The following is a 20,571-nucleotide window of genomic DNA, read 5'->3' as shown; positions in this document are numbered from 1 at the left end:
CGCACTATGCGGAGAAAGTCGAAAAGACGGGAAATTTCGTGAATATTCAATAGAATCCGGAAAAAGGCATGGCGAAACTAAACTCATGGCCATAAACCCGGATTACCGGTGATCTAAACCCGAGCGGTCAGCGGGTGCCGTAGTTGTAGAGCGGCTTGTTCGGGGGCTCCGGAGTGGGTGCGGCCACATTGACGACCGCGACCGAGGCGACGCCGGCAAGCACTGCCCCGACCGCCAGAGCGGCTAGCACCTTCACCATCGTGCTTCTCCTCCCAGACCCGTACGCAGTGTGCCGAGAGTAGAACGTGATACACGTCATAAGCCAGAGCGTTAGTCAAACCGTGACAATGCAAGTTACCCTCCGGTACTCACCCGGTCGGGATGTATTCCCAGCTCACAACCGCAACAGGAGCAGCTCTTCGCCACGGAAAATAGGACTGGCGCCGGGGAGCCGAGACAGGAACCCGTTCTCGTTCGACTGATCGATAAGAACGAATCTCACCCCCTGCGCGGCGAACTCGGCGGTGAGAGAGCCCTGCCCGCCCCGGATCAGGTCGCCGATCCGCCGGGCCGCCGGGGCCTCCGGCGCGACCCGGATCGCTCCTCCGGCCCGCCGCTCGACCACGAGCGTGTCGTCCCACACGACCGGGCGGGAGAACAGCTTGGTGGCCGGATCGAGGATCACCCGCCCGCCGTTCCACGCGAACGCCCGGTGCGCTCCCCACGGCAGCGACACCAGCGCACCCGGCGCCGGGTCCCCGTTGACGATGGCCTGGACCCGCCGCCACTCGCCGGGATAGTCCACCGCCGCCAGCCGGCCGAAGGCCCCCAGGGCGAACGTCGGCAACACCAGCACGGGAACGGCGACTGCGGCCGCCCCCAGCCGTCCCAGCCGGTGGACGACGACGGCGAACCCCAGCGCCTGGCACAGCACGAGGGGCGCGATGAACAGCTGGCCGTCACGGAACGGGCCGAATCCCGCCCACCATCCGATCAGCCCCTTCAGCACTCCGGGCGCGAACGCCCCCAGACAGGCCACGCCCAACCCCGCGACCGCCGCCACCGCGAGCCCCCGAGAGCGTCGCTCACCGGCTCTGACGAGCCCGGCGAACCCGGCCAGCGCGACGGCGCTGAGCGTGAGCCGCACGGCGGCGACGGCCCACGATCCCTGTCCCGGCACCTCGGCCTCGGCGTTCCAGACACCGCCGAGGGTGAGCAGGCTGCCGAGCGTCCCGAACGGCCCGTCGGCCCGCGCGGCGAAGGCGTCGACCCCCGCGGGGTCCGTCACGGCACGGGCCCCCAGGGCGGGCACCAGCCACGGCAGGCTGAGCAGCCCGATGACCAGGCCGATGACCAGGAGGCGCACCGGTACGGCACGCGCCCGCCGGGTCAGCGCCGCCACCGGCAGCACCGTGATCGCGGTGACCAGCGTCGCCTGGAAACCGCCGATCGCGGCGGGAACGAGCGCCACCGCCAGCCGTACGGCGTACCGCCCGGTGGAGCCGCCGCCGGCCGCCGCGCGCACCGCCCAGGGAAGCCCGGCGAAGCCCAGGAGGAGCGCCCACTGGCCCAGCAGCAGCCGCTGCGCGAGATAGGCGTTCCACGCGTAGAAGGCGGCGGCCGCGAACCGCCCCGCCGTGCGGCCGTCCTCCGGGCCCGGAGGAACCAGCGCGGCCGCCCCGGACGCGGCCAGCACGAAGACGCCGAGCAGGATCAGCTTCTGCGCCACCTGCGCCGGGAGGACGGCCGACAGCAGCGCGACGACCTGGTCGCTCGGGACCGCGCGGGGAAAGCCGCCGGACCCGCCTGATCCGAAGACCAGCGGCGGGTCCGGCACGAACACCATGTCGTACCGCAGGACGAACCCCGGCCCCAGCGCCGGACCGAGCGCGAGCAGGCCGAGCAGCAGCCCGAGGCCGGCCGGGCCGTGGCGCGCGAGCGCCCGGTGAAGGGACAACAGGCGCTACTTGCCGGGTTCCGGGTCGCGCGGCAGGCCCAGCATGCGCTCGGCGATGATGTTGAGCTGCACCTCGGTGGTACCGCCGTAGATCGTCATCGCGCGGGTCGCGAGGATCGCCCGGTTCCAGTAGCCAGGATCGCCGAGCTTCCAGTCGGCCGCGGTGACCGCCGCCGCGCCGAGGAGGCCGACCGCCGCCTGCGCGACGTTCTGCGCGTGCGAGGTGGACAGCAGCTTGCGCACCGACGCGTCCGCGCCCGGCTCGGCCCCGGCGAGCTGCTTGAGCGTGACCCGCAGCGACAGCGCGTTGATCGAGTGGCTCTCGCAGACGACCTTGGCCAGCTCCTGCCGCTCGACGGGGGTCAGCTCCCGGCCGAGCCTGCCGCACAGCCCGACCAGGTCGGGGACCGAGGAGCCGGTTCCGCCGGAACCCGACGACAACGACACCCGCTCGTTGGACAGCGTGTTGCGGGCGACCTTCCAGCCCTCGTTGACCTCGCCGACGACGAGGTCGTCCGGCACGAACACGTCGTCGAGGAAGACCTCGTTGAACAGGTTCTCCCCCGTCATCTCGGTCAGCGGCCGCACGGTCACGCCGGGCGACTTCATGTCCACGATGAAGTACGTGATGCCGTCGTGCTTGGGCCGCGAGGTGTCCGACCGGGCGATGCAGATGCCCCACTCGGCGACGTGCGCGACGGAGGTCCAGATCTTCTGGCCGTTGAGCTTCCAGCCGCCCTCGACCTTCTCCGCCTTCATCTGCAGCGAGGCCAGGTCGGAGCCCGCGCCCGGCTCGGAGAAGAGCTGGCACCAGATCATCTCGCCGCTCAGGGTGGGCGGCAGGAAGCGCTCCTGCTGCTCGGCGGTGCCGTACGTGACGATGGACGGCACGACCCAGGCGCCGATGATCATCTGGGGCAGCTTGACCTTCGCCCCGCGCAGCTCCTGATGGATCAGGACCTGCTCCAGAGGCGTGGCGTCACGCCCCCACGGCCGGGCCAGGTGGGGCAGGACGAACCCGGCGGAGGCGAGGGCCCGCTTCTGCTCGCTGCCCCGGCCGCCGGGACCGTCCGGCTCGGTGGGCAGCTCGGCGATCCGGGCGATCTCCGCACGGATGGCGGCGCGCAGCGGCTCCGCCTCCTGGGGCAGGTCGATCTCCAGCTCGCGGGCGACACCGCCGAGCGCCAGCGAGGCGACCGTCTCGGCCCAGTCGGCGGAGGATCCGAGCAGCGCCCGGATGGTCAGCGCCCGCCGGTAGTACAGGTGCGCGTCGTGCTCGAAGGTGTAGCCGATGCCGCCGAACGTCTGGATGGCGTCCTTGGCGCACTGCACCGCCGCGTCGGGGGCCATCACGCCCGCGATGGCGGCTGCGTAGGCCAGCTCGTCGCCGGTGGCGCGGGTCGCGTCCCACACCGTGGCCCTGGCCTGCTCCAGCGCGACGAGCATCCGGGAGATCTTGTGCTTGATTCCCTGGAACTGGCCGATCGGGCGGCCGAACTGGATCCGGACCTTGGCGTAGTCGGCCGCGGCCGAGACGCACCAGGACGCGACGCCCGACGCGTCCGCGCCGAGGACGATCGCGGCCAGGCTGAGGACGTCCGGGCCCTCCAGCCCGTCGAGGACCCGTTCCGCGGGTACGGCCACCGCCGTCACCTCGACCTTGGCGACGCCACGGGTGAGGTCGAGCGACGCGATGGGCGTCACCGTCGCCTGGGATGCGTCCAGGGCCACCCATTCCTCACCGCGATCGGTCGAGACCGGCAGCACCAGCACGTCGGCGAGTGTGCCCCCGAGCACGGGTTCGGCGACGCCGCTGACGGTCAGCACACCGTCCTCGCGGACACCCGTGATCGAGCCGGTCAGGGCGACCGCCCCCGTCAGGCTGCCGTCGGCGAGGCCGGGGAGCAGGTCGGCGTGGGCCTTGCCGTCGGCCTTCAGAATGGCGGCGCCGGCGAGGACGGTCGGCGCGATGGGGCCGGGGGCCACCCGCGCGGACAGCGCCTCGATCGCCACCGCGGCTTCGAGCAGGCCGTATCCGGCGCCGCCGTACTCCTCGGGGATGTGCAGACCGAGCAGTCCCTGCTCGGCGAGACCGGACCAGAAGGCGGGACGTTCCTCCGCGCCGGCACCGAGGGCCGCCACCGCGCTCCGCACCACGTCAGCGGGGATGTTGCGTTCGGCCCACCTGGTGACCGACTCGCGCAGCGCCTCGTGTTCCTCGCTCAGACCGATCGCCATCTGACCCTCCACGAACGTGTCGCACCGGAATTCCCCAGAATCATATTCTGGAATGTTGTTCTCCGGCTACATCGGACGAAGGGTCCAGAAGAGCATGTTCAGGTCGTGGTACAACTCCGCTCGGGTGTCCGGAACCGTGGCGAACAACAACGCGGGCTTCTTCCCGCTCCTGCCGCCCGTGCCGCTCATGCCGCTTGTGCCGCTCGTGCCGCTCGTGCCCACGACGGCCACGATCGCCTCCGACGAGTGCCTGCGCCCGTCGACCAGGTACGTGAGCCGATAGCCGAGCAGCCACCCCATGCCCCGCCGCAACGGCTGCGACGCCGTCCAGGTGAGGGTGCCGCCGTCCGGCTGGAGGCGCAGCGTCCATTTGGCCGCCCTCGTCGCGACCTTCCGGTACGCGGCGTACGTGGTCAGCGCCTCCGGGACCGCGCCCGGCATCGGGCTGGAGGCGATCAGCGCCCGTCCCGCCCTCTGCGCGTACGCGAACGGGGCCGGATCGGCCTTCCGCCAGGGCCGCCCGAATCCGGCGTAGCCGATGCCGGACCTCTCGTCGACGACGAACGCCGCCGTCGGGGTGCCCTCGCCCGGGTGGACCACCATCGAACGCGCCGCGGGGACCCTGGGCAGCCGCACGACCGGGGTCGGGGATACGACGGCGCTGGGGCTGGCGCCGGGAGTGCCCGCAGGCCGCCCCTGATGGACGGGCCCCGGCGCGGCCTCCGGGCGGTCACCGGAGAACACCACGAAGACCAGGGCGATGGCGACGACCGTGCCCACACCGGCGAGGACGGCGTAGACGAGACGGAGCGGCATCCCGCCGCCCCGGTCACGGAACCCCCAGGCCGCCGGCGGCTCGTGCCGCTCCGGCGACTGCCCGGCCTGGACCGCGTCTTCCGGGCGTAATCGGGGCATCGGGGTCGTGAACGCCTCCCGCGGGACGTCGCCAGCCTCCGCCATGACCGCAGATTACGCGACAAACGCTGATTGTCACGCTCAGTCCGGAATACCTCCCTCCACGGGGGTAGTCGCTCGCCCATGGCACGTTCACGCACCGTCACGCGCACGGCGGCAGCGATGACGCTGCTCGCCTGTGCGGCCTGCGGAGGCCCGATCACCGACATGGCCGCGAAAGGCTCGGCCACAACCCGGACACCGTCGGTAACCGCGACGGCGACCCCGTCGCCCGGGGGCGGTCCGGCCCAACTGGAGGCCACGTACGAGCAGGTCATCAAGAAGGTCCTGCCGTCGATCGTGCAGATCACCACGAGCCAGGGCCTCGGTTCCGGGATCATCTACGACAAGGACGGTCACATACTGACGAACGCGCACGTCGTGGGGGGTGAGGAGGAGCTCTCCGTCACCCTCGCGACCGGCGGCAAGAAGCGGACCGCCCGGCTCCTGAACGTCTTCCCCGCCGGGGATCTCGCGGTCATCAAGGTGGACAACACGCAGGGCCTGACACCCGCGTCCTTCGGCCGCTCCTCCGATCTCAAGGTGGGCCAGATCGTGCTGGCCATGGGCAACCCGCTGGGCTACTCGGGCAGCGTCACCCAGGGCATCGTCTCCGCGCTCGGCCGTACCGTCTCCGGCTCGGGCGGTCAGGGGACGCCCAGCTCGACGATCCCGAACGCCATCCAGACCTCGGCCCCGATCAACCCGGGCAACAGCGGCGGCGCGCTGGTGGACCTGACCGGCCACGTCATCGGCATCCCGACCCTGGCGGCCGTCTCCCCCGAACTGGGCGCGGCCCCCGGCATCGGGTTCGCGATCCCGAGCGACACGGCCACCGACATCGCGAGCCAGATCGTCAAGCACGGCAAGGTCGTCAACAGCCACCGGGCCGCACTCGGCGTCCAGGTGGGGACCGCCGTCGACGCGCTGGGCTCGCCCGTCGGCGTCCTCGTCGGCAGGCTCACCCGCGGCGGCTCCGCCGACAAGGCGGGGATCAGGACGGGCGACGTGATCGTCAGCATCGACGGCACCCCGACACCGGACGCGACGACCCTGACCGAGGTGCTCGCCCGGCACCAGCCCGGCGACACCGTCAAGGTCAAGCTGCTCTACCCGAGCGGGCGCGAGAGCACCGTCCCCGTCACGCTCGGCGAGCTATCCGGCTGATCATGACAATCTTGTGTGAGAAAGGAGCTTTCAGCTTGGTGTCGCCCGGGTGGCCGTTGTTACGGTCATCCGGTGACCGCTGCTGACCTCACCGAATTCATCGCCGGACTGCCCAAGGCCGAGCTGCACGTGCACCACGTCGGCTCCGCGTCGCCCCAGATCGTGGCCGAGCTCGCCGCCCGCCACGAGGGCTCGACGCCCGTCCCCGCCGACCCCGTCCTGCTCGCCGACTACTTCGACTTCCGCGACTTCGCGCACTTCATCGAGGTGTACCTCGCCGTGGTCGACCTGATCAGGGACCCGGAGGACGTCTGGTCACTCTTCCACGGTGTCGGCCGCGACCTGGCCGCCCAGCGCGTACGGTACGCCGAGCTCACCGTCACACCTCACCTGCACATCCAGAGGGGGTTCGCTCCCGCCGAGTTCTGCGAGGTGATCGAGGACGCCCGCCTCGCGGTCGAGCGCGACTTCGGCACGATCCTGCGCTGGTGCTTCGACATCCCGGGAGAGGACGGCGTCCCCGGCGCCGACCAGACGCTGAAGGTGGCACTCGAACAGCGGCCGGACGGCCTGGTCAGCTTCGGCCTCGGCGGGCCGGAGATCGGCGTGCCCCGTTCGCAGTTCGCCCCGCACTTCGCCGCGGCGCGCGCCGCCGGGCTCCGCTCGGTCCCGCACGCGGGCGAGACGACCGGCGCCCCGACGGTCTGGGAGGCCCTCCGCGACCTGAAGGCCGAGCGGATCGGGCACGGCGTCCACAGTGTGGAGGACCCCGCCCTGCTCGAACACCTCGCCACCGAGGGGATCACCCTGGAGGTGTGCCCCACGTCCAACGTGCGGACCCGCGCCGTGGAGAGCCTGACCGAGCACCCCCTCGCCGCGCTGGTCAAGGCGGGAGTGCCCATCACGATCAACTCCGACGACCCGCCCATGTTCGGCACCACGCTGAACGGCGAGTACGCGGTCGCGGCCGATCTCCTCGGCCTCGACCGGGACGGCGTGGCCGACCTGGCCCGCAGCGCCGTACGCGCGTCGTTCCTCACCTACGAGGGCAAGTCGGCCCTGCTCGGCGAGATCGACGCGTACGCCGCTCGCCGGTGAACCATAGGGTCACCTCGGGCGGAGGACGAACTCGGCCACCAGCCGCACCCACTCCTCCGGACGTTCCATCAGCACGACGTGCCCGCTGTCGATCTCGGCGTACTCGCTCCCCGCGATCGCCGCGTGCAGCTCCCTGGAGTTCTCCACCGGCACGGTGAGCACTACAGCCGGGTCCACGTCGCCGACCTGTGGGACCGGCACGAGGTCGCGGTACGGCGCGGCAGCCGGATGCGCGTCCTGCACCCGGAGATCGGCTCACTCGAACTGGACTGTGAGACCCTGCTCACCCCCTCGGAGGACCAGCGGGTGCTGGTGCAAAACAAAGACCCGCGGAAGAGGGCTGAAAGCCGTCGACCACGGGTCTCGTCCCGGGGGTTCCAGGGGGTCGTCCCCCTGGGCAAAACAAAGACCCGCGGAAGACGGCTGAAAGCCGTCGACCACGGGTCTCCCATGTGGAGGTGGCGGGAATCGAACCCGCGTCCTTCAACACCAAGACAGGGCTTCTCCGGGTGCAGCCTGTTGCGATTTTCTCAGCCCCGGCGATCTCACAGGCGAGTCGCCGACGGGCTCAGTCACTGTTTGGTTTCCCGAACGTCCCCGTGACCGGGTCGGTCGGTTGAGCCTCCTAGCGATGTCAGATCCGGGCCGGAGGCGGTCCCGGGCTGACAGAGGTCACTCGCTGCTTAGGCGGCGAGAGCCAGGGAGCCCTGGCTGACCTCAGTGCGCGTGTTATTGGCACTTATTGGTTTGCGGTCACAGTGTTAACGAGGTTATGTCCGCAGTCCTCGACCCGCTTCCCCTGACTTGCAATGTCGAAGTCGAAACCGGTCACCCCCTGTTGAGTTGTCAACCCGGGCCCCGTAGGGCTCGGCATCGCAACCTTACATCCGACAACGCCGGGCACGCGAACCGAAATTCCCGATCTCCCCGGCATCTGCCCGGCATCTCCCCGGAGAACGACGAAGCCCCCGGAGGCGCGCCACTACGCACGCCCCCGGGGGCCGACCGGCAGGGTCGAGCCGGTCCGGACGGCAGGGCTCCCCCCGAGATGGAGCCCTGGTCTCATCACGCTGACCGAGCCCGCAACCCCCCAAGCGGGCCCAGTCACTTAGAGAGACGCGTGCGAGGGGCCGAATGGTTGCTCGCCCCCAGATTTTTTCCGTCAGAGATTTTTCTGGGCCGCGCCGCGGAAGAATCGCCCGGCCACCGCCGAGGCGGCGGCTGCGTCCGTGCTCTCCGCCAGTACGGCCACCGCCACGTCTCCCTGCCAGCCCACGAACCACGACAGATCCTGCCGCTGCTTCTTCACCACGTAGCCGATTCCGGCCGCCACGCCGTACACGGGCTCACCGGGGGCGGCGGCGGCGCGGGCCGTGCCCGAGGTCACCCCGGCGCGCATGAGCGTACGGATCTGCTCGACGGCGGTGGGGTCGAGCGGGATGGGCGCGGGAGGCGCGGCCGGAGCCACCTCGGCGGTCGGGTCGGGTGACGAGGGCGAGGTGACCAGCACCGGGGGCCGCCACGTGCCGGACTTCACCGCGCCGGCGACCAGCGCCATCGTCAGGGGGTTCACCCGGACACTCTGGCCGGCGATGATCTTCGCGGTGGCCGCGTCACTCGCCGGGGTCGGGACCGAGCCGCTGAACGTGCCCAGCGGGAGCTCCCACGCGCTGCCGATGCCGAACTTCGACGCGCTGGCGGTGACGGCGTCCCCGCTGACCCGCCGGGCCAGGGACGCGAGCGCGGTCACGCAGCCACGCGCGAAATCGGACGAGAACGTGGGAGTGACGCCTCCGGAGTATCCGGCCTGCTCGAACCTGGCGCCGCCCACGGACCGGTCGGCGCTGCAGGGCACCTTCTGCTTGGGATCGAAGCCGTTCTTCAGCAGCGCGTCGGTCGCGATGATCGAGAAGGTGGTGCCGGCGGGGTACTTCCCGGCGAGGGCGTCCTTCTGCTGGTGCATCCCCTGGGTCGAGATCGCCCGGATCTCACCGGTGGACGCCTGGAGCGCGACGAGGGCGACCCGCTGCGAGGTCGCGACGGCGGTGTCCGCCGCGGCCTGCAGGCTGGAGTCGATGGTGGTGCGGACCGACGTGTTCGCCCGGCCCGGCCACGCCTTGAGCTCCTTGACCTGCTTGCCCGCCGTGTCGAGGATGACGACCCGGGTCTCGGTGGAGCCGGTGAGCTGGTCCTGGTAGGCCTTCTGCAGCCCGTCCCGGCCGACCGTGTCGCCGGCCCGCTGCGGGCCGCCGAGCTGCTGCTCCGCCTCGGGCGTGATCGCCGCGACGCGACCGACGATGTCTTTCGGCGACTTGGGCGCGACGGGGATGCTGTCGGTCGTGATCGTGATGCCCTTGATGACCCTCAGCTTGTCCTTGACCTGGGCGAACGTCTTTCCGCCGAAGGTCGCGAGGGGCACGAACGCCTGCGGCGGCGACGACAGGATGCGGCTGAGCAGGCGGTCCTCGGCGAACCCGGTGACCCTGGACAGCTCCGCGCACAGCGCCGACTTGTCCTCGATCTTGTTGGGGTAGACGCCCGCGACGTACCGGATCGTCTCGTCCTGGAGGGACTCACCGGCCCGGTCGAGGATCGGCTGCCTGGCCTGGGGCTCGACGTCGACGGCGAACCGCTCCCCGGCGTGCAGCTCGGGATGGATCACGCTCGGCGACCAGTGGATCTTCCAGCTGCCGCCGACCATGCGCAGCGGCAGCGTGCTGTCGTACTCCCACAGGGGGTTGTTCTCCCCGAGGTCGACCTCCGCGTGGTACTCGGCCTTGGCGTTCTCGCCGTCGCGCTTCACGCCCTTGAGCGAGAAGCGGAACGAGGCCGCGTCCAACTGGACGCCGACGTCCTCCAGGGCCTGCCGTACAGTCGCGGGGTCCCCGTCGGCCCGGCGGGCCGCGGCGGCGTAGTCCCCGCTCTGCCAGCCCACGAGGAAGTCCCGCACGGCGTCGAGCGGGGAAGGCTCTTCGAAACAAGCCGTCAGCATGGGTACGGTCAGCCCCAGAGCCAGAGCTGCCCGTACGGCTCTCGCGGCGGACACGGCCTAGCGGCCCCCCCGACGCCGGACCGAGTTGGACATCGCACGCGCCATCTCGCGGTTGGCCTGCTTCTCCATCAGGGTCTGCCGCTTGTCGTAGTCCTTCTTGCCGCGCGCGACACCGATCTCGATCTTGGCCTTGCCGTCCTTGAAGTACAGGGCGAGGGGGACCAGCGTCAGACCACGCTCCTTGAGGACCTGCTGGATCTTGCCGATCTCCTTGCGGTGCAGCAGCAGCTTGCGGGTGCGCCGCGCGGCGTGGTTGGTCCACGTTCCCTGGCTGTACTCAGGGATGTACACGTTGATCAGCCATGCCTCACCGCCGTCGACGGTGGCGTAGCCGTCGGTGAGATTGGCCTTTCCCGCGCGGAGAGACTTGACCTCCGTGCCGGTGAGGACGAGCCCGGCCTCGTACGTGTCCTCGATGAAGAAGTCGTGCCGGGCACGCTTGTTCTGAGCGATGAGCTTGCGCCCGATCTCACGTGGCATACAGGGAGCCTACCGGCGGCCGGAGCGTCGAGCGGCGCTGGAGAGCGCGACCATACCCCCGTCACACCCTCAGGTAACGGCGGAGGGTCACGAAGGAGGCGAGCAGACAGATGACCACACCGATGATCATCGTGACGGTGATCACGAAGGCGACCGTGTTCCAGGTGAGCGGCGCGGCCGTGTAGGTCTGGATCTGCTCGAAGATGAAGACCTTCGTGAAGATCAGGAGGACCGCGGCGAACACGCCGCCGATCAGGCCGGCGATGACGCCCTCCATCACGAACGGCAGCTGGATGTAGACGTTCGAGGCGCCGACCAGCCGCATGATGCCGGTCTCCCTGCGCCGGTTGTACGCCGACAACCGGACCGTGTTGCCGATCAGCAGCGTCGCCGCCAACACCATCAGGATGGCCACTCCGAGGGCCATGTTGCGCAGCTTCTCCATGAAGCCGAAGGCCGACTCCAGGATCTGCCGCTGGTTCACGATGTTGGAGACGCCGGCCTGGCCCTTCAGGCTGTCCTGCACCGCCGTCGACTTGTCCGGGTCCTTGAGCTTGACCCGGAAGGACTCGGGCAGGTCCTCAGGCTTGATCACGGACAGCAGGATCGAGTTGTTCCCGCCGTCCTTGAAGTTCTCGTACGCCTTGGCCTGGTCCTCGAAGTCGACCCGCTCGACGTCGGGAAGGCTCTCGATCGTCTGCTTCAGGGCCGCCTTCTGCTCCTCCGTGATCGCGCCCTTGTTCTTGCACGCGGGGAAGGGACTGTTCTTCTCGCACAGGAAGACCGACAGCTCGACCTTGTCCGTCCAGTAGCCGGTCAGGGACGAGACCTGGGAGTTGATCATCAATCCGATGCCCAGGAGTCCCATACCGACCGCGACGGTCACGATGACCGCGATGGTCATCGTGAGGTTGCGGCGGAGGCCGATCCAGACCTCGGAGAAGATGAAATTGGCCCGCATACTCCCCGTTACTCCAAACTGACTACGCGGCGCCCAGGCGGCGCCTGGCTGCCGACCTGGATCGCCACTCGTTGGCTAGTACGCCTGTCCGTACACGCCGCGCGACTGGTCGCGGACGATCTTGCCATCCTCCAGCTCGACCACACGCTTGCGCATGGAGTCGACGATGGCCGCGTCGTGCGTGGCCATCAGCACGGTGGTACCGGTCCTGTTGATGCGGTCGAGCACCTTCATGATGCCGATGCTCGTCGCGGGGTCGATGTTTCCGGTCGGCTCGTCGGCAAGGAGGATCATAGGGCGGTTGACGAACGCGCGAGCCATGGCGACACGCTGCTGCTCGCCGCCCGACAGCTCCTCCGGCATGCGGTGGGCCTTGCCCTCCAGACCGACCAGCTCGATGACCTCGGGAACCACCTTGCGGATGAACCGCCGTGGCTTGCCGATGACCTCAAGGGCGAACGCCACGTTCTCGTAGACGTTCTTCTTGGGAAGGAGCCGGAAATCCTGGAAAACACATCCGATCCGGCGCCGCAGGTGCGGCACCTTGAAGTTCGAGAGCTTCGCGAGGTCCTTGCCGGCGACATGGATCGCACCGGAGTTGGGCCGCTCCTCCTTGAGGACCAGCCTGAGGAAGGTCGACTTGCCCGATCCCGAGGGACCGACGAGGAACACGAACTCGCCCTTGTCGACATCCACGCTCACGTGGTCGAGGGCGGGCCGGTTCTGGTTCGCGTAGACCTTGGTGACATTATCGAAATGGATCACGGGCGCATCACGGCATGCCAGTCTAGGGGTTGGGACATCCAGCTCGGGGGGCGCCGGTCTCTTTACGAAGGATCGACGTTCCGGTTGGCCGAAGGCCAGTCTAGGGGTAACACTGGCATGGAACGTCCATAACGGAAACAAAACGATTAGGGTCTGGCTAGCGGAAAGGTAGAGGTCCCATGAGCTGCGAACATCTGATCTGCGCCGCGTGCGCCGGCCCCGTCGTCGAGGGACGCTGCCCGGTGTGCAGGGAAGGCAGGGCCAAGGTCCACCATCACGGCTTCCTGGGGTTGTCGCCCCTGGTCATCGCCCTGACGGTGATCCTCGCCCTGGCCCTGCTCGCCCTCAAGCACGTCGGCGGCTACTGAGCCGCCGCGGCATCGCTACTGCGACTCCTGGCGGCGCATCCAGCGGATCTCGCCCTCGATGAACTCGTCGAGGTCGCCATCCAGAACGGCGCTCGGGTTGCCCGCCTCGACGCCCGTGCGCAGGTCCTTCACGATCTGGTACGGGTGCAGCACGTAGTTGCGGATCTGGGTGCCCCATGAGGTCGTCGACTCACCGCGGAGCTCGTTCATCGCGGCGGCCTCCTCCTGACGCTTGCGCTCCAGCAGCTTGGCCGACAGGACCGCCATGGCGGAGGCCCGGTTCTGCAGCTGGGAGCGCTCGTTCTGGCAGGAGACCACGATGCCGGTGGGGATGTGGGTGATCCGCACCGCGGAGTCCGTGGTGTTCACGCCCTGACCGCCGGGGCCCGAGGACCGGTAGACGTCGACCCGCAGGTCGTCCTCGTTGATGTCGATGTGGTCGGTCTGCTCGACGACCGGCACGATGTCCACACCCGCGAACGAGGTCTGGCGGCGGCCCTGGTTGTCGAAGGGGCTGATCCGGACCAGGCGGTGCGTCCCGTGCTCCCCGCGCAGCGTGCCGTACGCGTAGGGCGCCTTGACCGTGAACGTGGCCGACTTGATGCCGGCCTCCTCGGCGTACGACGTGTCGTAGACCTCGGTGGAGTAGCCCTTGCGCTCGGCCCAGCGGAGGTACATGCGGAGGAGCATCTGCGCCCAGTCCGCGGCGTCCACGCCGCCGGCCTGCGAGTTGATCGTGATGAGCGCCTCACGGGAGTCGTACTCGCCGGACAGGAGCGTCCGCACCTCCAGGGCGCCGACGTCCGACTTGAGCGAGGCGAGTTCCTTCTCGGCCTCGGCGAGCGCGTCCTCGTCGCCCTCCTCGGCCGCGAGCTCGAACAGGACGGGAAGGTCGTCGAGCCGGCGGGCCAGGCCCTGGACCCGGTTGACCTCGCCCTGCAGGTGGGAGAGCTTGCTGGTGACCCGCTGCGCCTGCTCCACGTCGTTCCACAGGTCAGGCGCGGCAGCCTGCTCCTCCAGCTCGGCGATCTGCTTGAGCAGGGCGTCGAGGTCGAGCACGTCCTGAATGCCCTTCAGGGTGCCGGTAAGCTCGTTGATCTCTTCGGCTGGATCGATGACTGCCACGTCTGTAAAGGGTACGCGAACACCGGACCGTGCCCGTACCGCGCCTTGGCTACGATGTGCCGGTGATGTGGCCGGTGAACCGGGCCGGTGCGCGAGAGGAGGCCTCGGGTGGACGGAGCCACACGCGTGCTCGCGTTCACCTGCCGTTCCGCGCTCGCGCTCGCGCTGGTCGCCGGCACGGCCGCCTGCTCCGGCGCGGCGCCGACGCCCTCGCGCAGTCCGGTCGCGGCGACCTCGGGCGTGTCGCCCTCGCCGAGCCGGCTCCCCGCGAAACCCGCCGTGACGCTCGCGGAGGCACGTGACGCGCTGGACACCTACCTCGCGACGGACGACGTCGTCCGCGCGGGCCGGGCCCAGCGGTGGGTACTCCAGCTCTCCAGGGACGGGCAGCGCCCGATCACGATCGCCCAGTTCCACTCGTCCGGCAGGAAGCCGCCGCGCTACACGTGGGGCGAGCGGACGCTGCTGGTGCCCCGCCTGGGGCCCAAGGCGTCCCGCCAATGGTTCGCCGCGACCGTCGAGCGCCGCGACTCCTCCGGCGAGGTCAGGGTCGCCGTGCTGACGTTCGTCCGGCAGAACTCCGCGTCGGCGTGGCAGAACAGCTTCGAGTCGCTGCTCTACACGGGCGAGAAGGCCCCCGAGGTGTCCGTCGACGCGGACGGCTACGCGACCTCCCTCGACTCCCGTGACCAGACCGTCGCGATCAGCCCCAACCTGATGGGCCCCCTGCACGCCACGATCGCCGAGGAGGGCAAGGACGGCTTCGCGTCCGGCCTGATCGCGCCCGGACCGCAGACGACCGGGTACGCGACCGAGATCAGGAAGCGGCGGGAGAAGGCGCGCCAGGCGGACTGCATGAACTACGACTCGCTGTTCGCCGCCGCCGTGGACTATCCCGTCTTCGCGCTGCGCACGAAGGGCGGCGGCGGACTGATCCTCTACACGCTGCTGCGGACCAGCACGTGGTCACCCGTGCTCAGCTGCGGGTACGGCCGCCCGCTCGCCATCCCGAAGGACGCCCGGTGGGACCTGGGCAACCCCCTGGTGCGCAGGGACCGGCGGATCGTGGAGACGCAGCAGTACGCGAGCGCGGTGCCGCCCAAGAGCTCCACCGCGCCCGCGCACGTCATCGGCTACGACGGCCTGGTGACCAAGGCCACGACCCGCTGATCCCGTCCACTCCCGCGCCTACTCTTCCGTGTGGGGAAGGTTGCTGGACGTGACCAGCGTCCGTACGGCGCGCAGCGCCACCGAGAGGGTGGCCAGGTCGAAGTGGTCGCTCTCCCAGATCTCCGACAGCGTCTGCCTGGCCCGGCCCACGGCCGCCGCGTTCGCCTCCGACCAGCGGGCCAGCCGCTCCTCGGGAGACAGCCCGGACTCGCTGTGGAGCAACACCTCCCTGGTCAGGGTGGCGTGCGCGGCGTACAGGTCGTCGCGGAGCGCGGAGCGCGCCATCGAGTTCCACCGGTTGTCCCGGGGCAGCGCGATGACCCGCTCCCGCAGCCTGGCGAGCTGCAGGCGGTCGGCGAGGTCGAAGTAGACCTCGGCGACCTCGTGCAGCGGGAGCCCGGCCAGCGCGGCGATCTCGACCAGGTCGAACGTGGAGTACGCGGGCACCATCACCGCGACCCGCTCGGCCAGTTCCTCCGGCACTCCGCGCGCGACGAAGCCGTCCCTGCGCTCCTCGTACGCGGCGAGGTCGAGGCCGGTGAGGAGCTTGGGCAGGTGCGGGAGCAGGGCGCCCGCGCCTTCGGCGAAGAACTCCGCGGTGGAGGAGAGGTCGAGCGGCGGCCTGCGGTTGCCGAGCAACCACCGGGTGCCGCGCTCGGAGAGCTTGCGGCCCTCCAGCAGCATCGCGATCTGGGTCGCGGTGTCCACCTCGTTGTCCAGCGCCTCGACCTGGCGGGTGAAGCTCGGCAGATCGAAGACCTCGCGGGCGACCAGGTAGGCCCGGACGATGTCGGGCGTCGACGCGCCGGTCTCCTCGCCGAAACGGAACACGAAGCTCGTCCCGCCGAAGTTGACCACGTCGTTCACGACCCGGGTCGTGATGATCTCCCGCCGGAGCGGGTGCGCGTCCATGGAGCCCTGGAACCGGTCCTGGAGCGCCGACGGGAAGTACGACACGAGCCACGGCGCGAGGTACGGATCGTCGGGCAGGTCCGAGGCGAGCAGCTCACCGTCCACCACGAGCTTGGTGTAGGCGAGCAGGACCGAGAACTCCGGCTGGGTGAGGCCGAGGCCCGCCTGACGCCGCTCGGCCAGGACCTTGTCGGAGGGGAGGTTCTCCAGCTGCCGGTTGACCAGTCCGGCCCGCTCCAGCTTCCGCAGGTAGCGCGCGTGGATGTGCAGCATGTCCGGCGCCTGCGCGCGGGCGGCGCCGAGCACCACGTTCTGCGCGTAGTTGTCGCGCAGCACCAGCTCGCCGACCTCGCCGGTCATGTCGAGGAAGAGCTGGTCGCGGTCCTTGTCGGTCATGTCGCCGTCGCGGACGACCCGGTCGAGCAGGATCTTGATGTTCACCTCGTGGTCCGAGGTGTCCACACCGGCCGAGTTGTCGATGAAGTCGGTGTTGACCAGGCCGCCGTTCAGGGCGAACTCGATCCGGCCGAGCTGGGTGAAGCCGAGGTTGCCGCCCTCGCCCACGACCTTGCAGCGCAGGTCGGCGCCGTTGACGCGCAGCCCGTCGTTGGCCTTGTCGCCGACGTCCGCGTGGCTCTCCGACGCGGCCTTGACGTACGTCCCGATGCCGCCGTTCCACAGCAGGTCGACGGGCGCCTTGAGGATCGCGCTGATCAGCTCGTTCGGCGCGAGCGCGGTCACGCCGTCAGGGATGCCCAGCGCGGCCCGCGCCTGCGGCGAGACCGGGATCGACTTGGCGGTGCGCGGCCAGACGCCGCCTCCCGCCGAGATCAGCGAGGCGTCGTAGTCGGCCCAGGAGCTGCGCGGAAGCGCGAACAGCCTGCGGCGCTCGGCGTGACCGGTCGCCGCGTCGGGTGACGGGTCCACGAAGATGTGCCGGTGGTCGAAGGCCGCGACCAGCCGGGTGTGCTCCGACAGGAGCATGCCGTTGCCGAAGACGTCTCCGGACATGTCGCCGACGCCGACGACGGTGAAGTCGGTGGTCTGGACGTCCACGCCCAGACCCCTGAAGTGGTACTTCACCGACTCCCAGGCGCCCCTGGCGGTGATGCCCATGGCCTTGTGGTCGTAGCCGACCGACCCACCGGAGGCGAAGGCGTCCCCGAGCCAGAAGCCGTACTCCTTGGCCACCGCGTTGGCGATGTCGGAGAACGACGCGGTGCCCTTGTCGGCGGCCACCACGAGGTAGGTGTCGTCGCCGTCGTGCCGTACGACGCCACGGGGCGGGACGACCTCGCCGGCCACCAGGTTGTCGGTGATGTCGAGCAGGCCCGAGATGAACTGCCGGTAGCAGGCGATGCCCTCGGCCATCATCTCGTCCCGTCCGCCCACGGGCGGACGTTTCACGACGAACCCGCCCTTGGACCCGGTGGGGACGATGACGGTGTTCTTCACCATCTGCGCCTTGACCAGGCCGAGGATCTCGGTGCGGAAGTCCTCCATGCGGTCCGACCAGCGCAGGCCGCCGCGGGCGACCTTCCCGAACCTGAGGTGGACGCCCTCGACCCGCGGCGAGTAGACGAAGATCTCGTACTTCGGCCGGGGCAGCGGCAGCACGCTGATCGCCTGCGGGTCGAACTTCAGCGAGATGTACGGCTTGCGCCCGCCGGACTCCGTCTTCTGGAAGAAGTTGGTCCGCAGCGTGGCCGCGATCATCTCCAGGTAGGCCCGCAGGATGCGGTCCTCGTCGAGCGAGGCGACCTCGTCCAGGGAGGCGAGGACCTCCTCCTTGAGCGCGTCGCACAGCTCCGACCTGACCTCCTCCGAGCGTCCGGGCGCGAGCCGCGCCTCGAAGTAGCGGACGAGCAGCCGGGCCAGCCTGACGTTGCCGAGCAGGACCTTCTCGATGTACTCCTGGCTGAACGTGGTCCCGGCCTGGCGCAGGTACTTGGCGTACGCGCGGAGGATCTCGGCCTGCTCCCAGGTGAGGCCGCCGGCCAGCACGAGCGCGTTGAAGCCGTCGTTCTCGACCTCGCCACGCCACAGCGCCGCGAACGCGTCGTGGAACAGCCGCTTGACGTCGTTCCTGTCGACCTCGCCCGAGGGGGTGTAGCGCAGGCCGAAGTCGTAGATCCAGGCGTCCTTGACCGCGTCGCCGTCACGCCTGATCTCGTACGGGCGCTCGTCGACGACCTCGACGCCCATGCGCTGCAGCAGCGGCAGGGCGTGGGACAGCGAGATGTGCGCGCCGATCCGGTAGATCTTGAAGCGCCGCTCCCCCTCGGCCGCGCCGTACGGCTCGTAGAGGTTCATCCCGATGTCGCCGGTCTCGTCCTCGGAGAGCTCCTCCAGCCGCTTCAGGTCGGTGACGGCCGTGCGCGCCGGGAAGTCGGCCTTGTAGCCCTCGGGGAAGGCGTTGCCGTACCGGGCGGTGAGGGCGGTGCTCTCCTGCGGGGAGCACAGCTCGGTGATGGCGTCGACCAGGTCCTCGTCCCAGGAGCGGGTGGCGGCCGCCAGCCGGGCCTCCAGCTCCTCGACGTCGACCGGCACCTCCGCCAGCGACCTGCCGCGCTCACCGCGGATCACCACGTGGAGGCGGGCCAGCGCCGACTCGCCGATCATGGTGCTGTAGTCCAGCGAGGTACCGCCGAGCGCCTTGAGCAGGATGTCCTGCATGCGCCACCGGATCTTCGTGGTGTACCGGTCACGCGGAAGGTAGACCAGGCAGGAGATGTAGCGGCCGTAGTCGTCCCTGCGCAGGAACAGCTTGACCTGCTTGCGCTCGCGCAGCCGGAGCACGCCGAGCGCGATCGGCAGCAGCTCGTCCACCGGGATCTGGAACAGCTCGGCCCTGGGGTAGGTCTCCAGGATCTCCATCAGATCGGAGCCGTCGTGGCTGTCGGCCGGCATCCCGGCCCGGTCGAGCACCTCGGCGAGCTTGCGCCGCAGCACGGGGATCCGCGAGATCGACTCGTTGTACGCCACGTGGGTGAACAGGCCGAGGAAGCGGCGCTCGCCGATCACCTCTCCCTCGGGGGAGAAGAGCTTCACCCCGATGTAGTCGAGGTACACCGGGCGGTGCACGGTCGCCCGGCTGTTGGCCTTGGTGACGATCAGGACCTGCTTCTCGCGGGCCTTGGCGCGCAGCTCGGCCGGCATCGCGGCGAAGCTGTCCGAACCCGCCTTGTCGGCCCGCAGGATGCCGAGACCGGTGCCAGGGATCGCGCGCAGGGTCTCGCCGTCGTCGGACTGCTCCAGGCGGTACTCCCGGGAGCCGAGGAAGGTGAAGTGGCCGTCGGCGAGCCAGCGGAGCAGCTCGACGCTGTCCTCGACGCCGGCGGGGTCCAGCCGCGACGGACCGGCCGCGATGTCCTCGGCCGTGTTCACGGCCAGCGCCCGCATCTTGGGGAAGTCCTCACCGGCGTAGCGGACGTCCTGCAGCACCCGCCGCAGGTCGCTCTCCAGCTCGCTGAGGACGGCGGGATCGGCCTGCCGGTCGATCTCGATGTGCATCCAGGACTCCTGGAGGGGCTGGCCGGCGGCCTCCTCCTGGCCGGGACCGAGCATCGCGCCGGTCATGTCCCTGCGGACGCGCATCTGGGGGTGGACGACGAGGTGGGTGCCGACCTGGTGCCGGTCCAGCTCCATCGTCACCGAGTCGACCAGGAACGACATGTCGTCGGTGACGATCTGGATCACCGAGCGGCCGGGGTCCCAGCCGCACTCGTCCAGGGTCGGCGTGTAGGCGCTGACCAGCGCCCGGCCCTGGGGCCGGTGCCGCGCGAGGTGCCGGTGTGCCATCGCCGGGCCGTACACGTCAACGGGGTCGCGGTCGGCCAGGTCCTCCGGCGGGACGTGGCGATAGTAGTCGCGGAGGAAGGCGAGCGTGTCCTCGCCCGAGGGGGCTTCCGATGTGGCCGCGCACTTCTCGGCCGCGTCACGGAGCAACGTGTCCAGTGCCTCGTCCGGCCCGCGCCGCATCCGTGCCCCGTCCGGTTCCGGCTCTGTCAGCGCCGTGTCCGATTCGCGCGCCGTTCCCGGTTCGCGCCGGCTCCCCGCCGTCTCGAGCGGCATCTCGCTACTCACTCCTTTGTGAGGTACTGGGTTCTCGTGCGGTCCTGGTGGTACTGCCCCATGACGGGGCCATCGTTCCGCAAAAGGGGAAATATGTGCGGTCGGCACCTGATTCCGGGCCGAACCTCCATTTGGCCGCCGACATCTGTGAAGTCCGCCACGTTGCGGTTTCTTCACCATGGTTCGGCTGGCCCTCGGCCGACGCCCGCGGGTCATCGTGCGATCCGCGGCCTCCGGTCGCCGTCAGCGG

15 protein-coding genes, 1 other RNA gene and 1 pseudogene are annotated in these 20,571 nt (G+C 69.8%); 5 read left to right on the top strand and 12 right to left on the bottom strand.

Features of this window, described 5'->3' with window-relative positions; genetic code table 11:
- Positions 1-127: 127 nt before the first annotated feature.
- From IMZ11_RS45590 to IMZ11_RS29945, 4 genes are all read right to left on the bottom strand, one after another.
- A complete protein-coding gene (locus IMZ11_RS45590) occupies positions 128-259 on the bottom strand; it encodes a hypothetical protein (RefSeq protein WP_255707309.1) in 132 nt (43 codons plus the stop codon).
- Positions 260-394: 135 nt separating this feature from the next.
- Positions 395-1,957 (bottom strand): hypothetical protein, encoded by a 1,563-nt coding sequence (locus IMZ11_RS29955; protein ID WP_228645780.1) that lies wholly within the window; start codon positions 1,955-1,957, stop codon positions 395-397.
- Between the two features lie 6 nt (positions 1,958-1,963).
- A complete protein-coding gene (locus IMZ11_RS29950) occupies positions 1,964-4,195 on the bottom strand; it encodes an acyl-CoA dehydrogenase (protein WP_228645779.1) in 2,232 nt (743 codons plus the stop codon).
- A gap of 66 nt (positions 4,196-4,261) precedes the next feature.
- The gene (locus tag IMZ11_RS29945; RefSeq protein ID WP_228645778.1) at positions 4,262-5,155 is read right to left on the bottom strand and encodes a hypothetical protein; all 894 of its coding nucleotides are present in this window, start codon (positions 5,153-5,155) and stop codon (positions 4,262-4,264) included.
- Between the two features lie 78 nt (positions 5,156-5,233).
- Between IMZ11_RS29945 and IMZ11_RS29940 the strand changes: the two genes are divergently transcribed.
- Together IMZ11_RS29940 and IMZ11_RS29935 are read left to right on the top strand one after the other, a co-directional pair.
- Positions 5,234-6,316 (top strand): S1C family serine protease, encoded by a 1,083-nt coding sequence (locus IMZ11_RS29940; protein ID WP_228645777.1) that lies wholly within the window; start codon positions 5,234-5,236, stop codon positions 6,314-6,316.
- Positions 6,317-6,388: 72 nt separating this feature from the next.
- The gene (locus IMZ11_RS29935) at positions 6,389-7,414 is read left to right on the top strand and encodes an adenosine deaminase (protein WP_228645776.1); all 1,026 of its coding nucleotides are present in this window, start codon (positions 6,389-6,391) and stop codon (positions 7,412-7,414) included.
- 9 nt (positions 7,415-7,423) lie between these two features.
- On the opposite strand, the gene IMZ11_RS29930 is transcribed toward IMZ11_RS29935, so the two are convergent.
- Positions 7,424-7,657, bottom strand: a complete 234-nt coding sequence (locus tag IMZ11_RS29930) for an alpha/beta fold hydrolase (RefSeq protein ID WP_228645775.1) — start codon at positions 7,655-7,657, stop codon at positions 7,424-7,426.
- Here IMZ11_RS29930 and IMZ11_RS46785 point away from each other — a divergent pair.
- Positions 7,643-7,693 (top strand): annotated as a pseudogene (locus tag IMZ11_RS46785) (hypothetical protein); the annotation flags it as partial. The gene IMZ11_RS29930 and the pseudogene IMZ11_RS46785 sit on opposite strands and share 15 nt — an antisense overlap.
- A 171-nt stretch (positions 7,694-7,864) precedes the next feature.
- Here the strand turns inward: IMZ11_RS46785 and ssrA are convergent.
- The 5 genes from ssrA to ftsE form a co-directional block, all read right to left on the bottom strand.
- Positions 7,865-8,250, bottom strand: a transfer-messenger RNA (tmRNA) gene (gene ssrA, locus IMZ11_RS29925).
- A gap of 326 nt (positions 8,251-8,576) precedes the next feature.
- The gene (locus IMZ11_RS29920; protein ID WP_228645774.1) at positions 8,577-10,460 is read right to left on the bottom strand and encodes a penicillin-binding transpeptidase domain-containing protein; all 1,884 of its coding nucleotides are present in this window, start codon (positions 10,458-10,460) and stop codon (positions 8,577-8,579) included.
- A 3-nt stretch (positions 10,461-10,463) separates the two neighbouring features.
- Positions 10,464-10,946 (bottom strand): SsrA-binding protein SmpB, encoded by a 483-nt coding sequence (smpB, locus tag IMZ11_RS29915; protein ID WP_228645773.1) that lies wholly within the window; start codon positions 10,944-10,946, stop codon positions 10,464-10,466.
- A 61-nt stretch (positions 10,947-11,007) separates the two neighbouring features.
- Complete coding sequence (ftsX, locus tag IMZ11_RS29910) at positions 11,008-11,907, bottom strand: permease-like cell division protein FtsX (protein ID WP_061253482.1); 900 nt, start codon at positions 11,905-11,907, stop codon at positions 11,008-11,010.
- 75 nt (positions 11,908-11,982) lie between these two features.
- Positions 11,983-12,672 carry a cell division ATP-binding protein FtsE gene (ftsE, locus tag IMZ11_RS29905; RefSeq protein WP_061253481.1) on the bottom strand — a complete coding sequence of 230 codons (690 nt, stop codon included), beginning with the start codon at positions 12,670-12,672 and terminating at the stop codon, positions 11,983-11,985.
- A 179-nt stretch (positions 12,673-12,851) separates the two neighbouring features.
- Here ftsE and IMZ11_RS29900 point away from each other — a divergent pair, with 179 nt between their 5' ends.
- Complete coding sequence (locus IMZ11_RS29900) at positions 12,852-13,040, top strand: hypothetical protein (RefSeq protein WP_061253480.1); 189 nt, start codon at positions 12,852-12,854, stop codon at positions 13,038-13,040.
- A 15-nt stretch (positions 13,041-13,055) separates the two neighbouring features.
- Here IMZ11_RS29900 and prfB read toward each other — a convergent pair whose 3' ends face one another.
- Positions 13,056-14,165, bottom strand: a complete 1,110-nt coding sequence (gene prfB / locus IMZ11_RS29895; protein WP_061253479.1) for a peptide chain release factor 2 — start codon at positions 14,163-14,165, stop codon at positions 13,056-13,058.
- A 108-nt stretch (positions 14,166-14,273) separates the two neighbouring features.
- Here prfB and IMZ11_RS29890 point away from each other — a divergent pair, with 108 nt between their 5' ends.
- A complete protein-coding gene (locus IMZ11_RS29890; RefSeq protein WP_228645772.1) occupies positions 14,274-15,335 on the top strand; it encodes a hypothetical protein in 1,062 nt (353 codons plus the stop codon).
- An 18-nt stretch (positions 15,336-15,353) separates the two neighbouring features.
- Here IMZ11_RS29890 and IMZ11_RS29885 read toward each other — a convergent pair whose 3' ends face one another.
- Complete coding sequence (locus IMZ11_RS29885) at positions 15,354-20,228, bottom strand: NAD-glutamate dehydrogenase (protein WP_228645788.1); 4,875 nt, start codon at positions 20,226-20,228, stop codon at positions 15,354-15,356.
- Positions 20,229-20,571: the final 343 nt, after the last annotated feature.

It is taken from the genome of Microtetraspora sp. AC03309 (assembly GCF_020826795.1).
GTDB lineage: Bacteria > Actinomycetota > Actinomycetes > Streptosporangiales > Streptosporangiaceae > Microtetraspora > Microtetraspora glauca.
The sequence above is the reverse complement of the archived record's forward strand: the minus strand, read 5'-3'. Positions and strand labels throughout refer to the sequence as shown.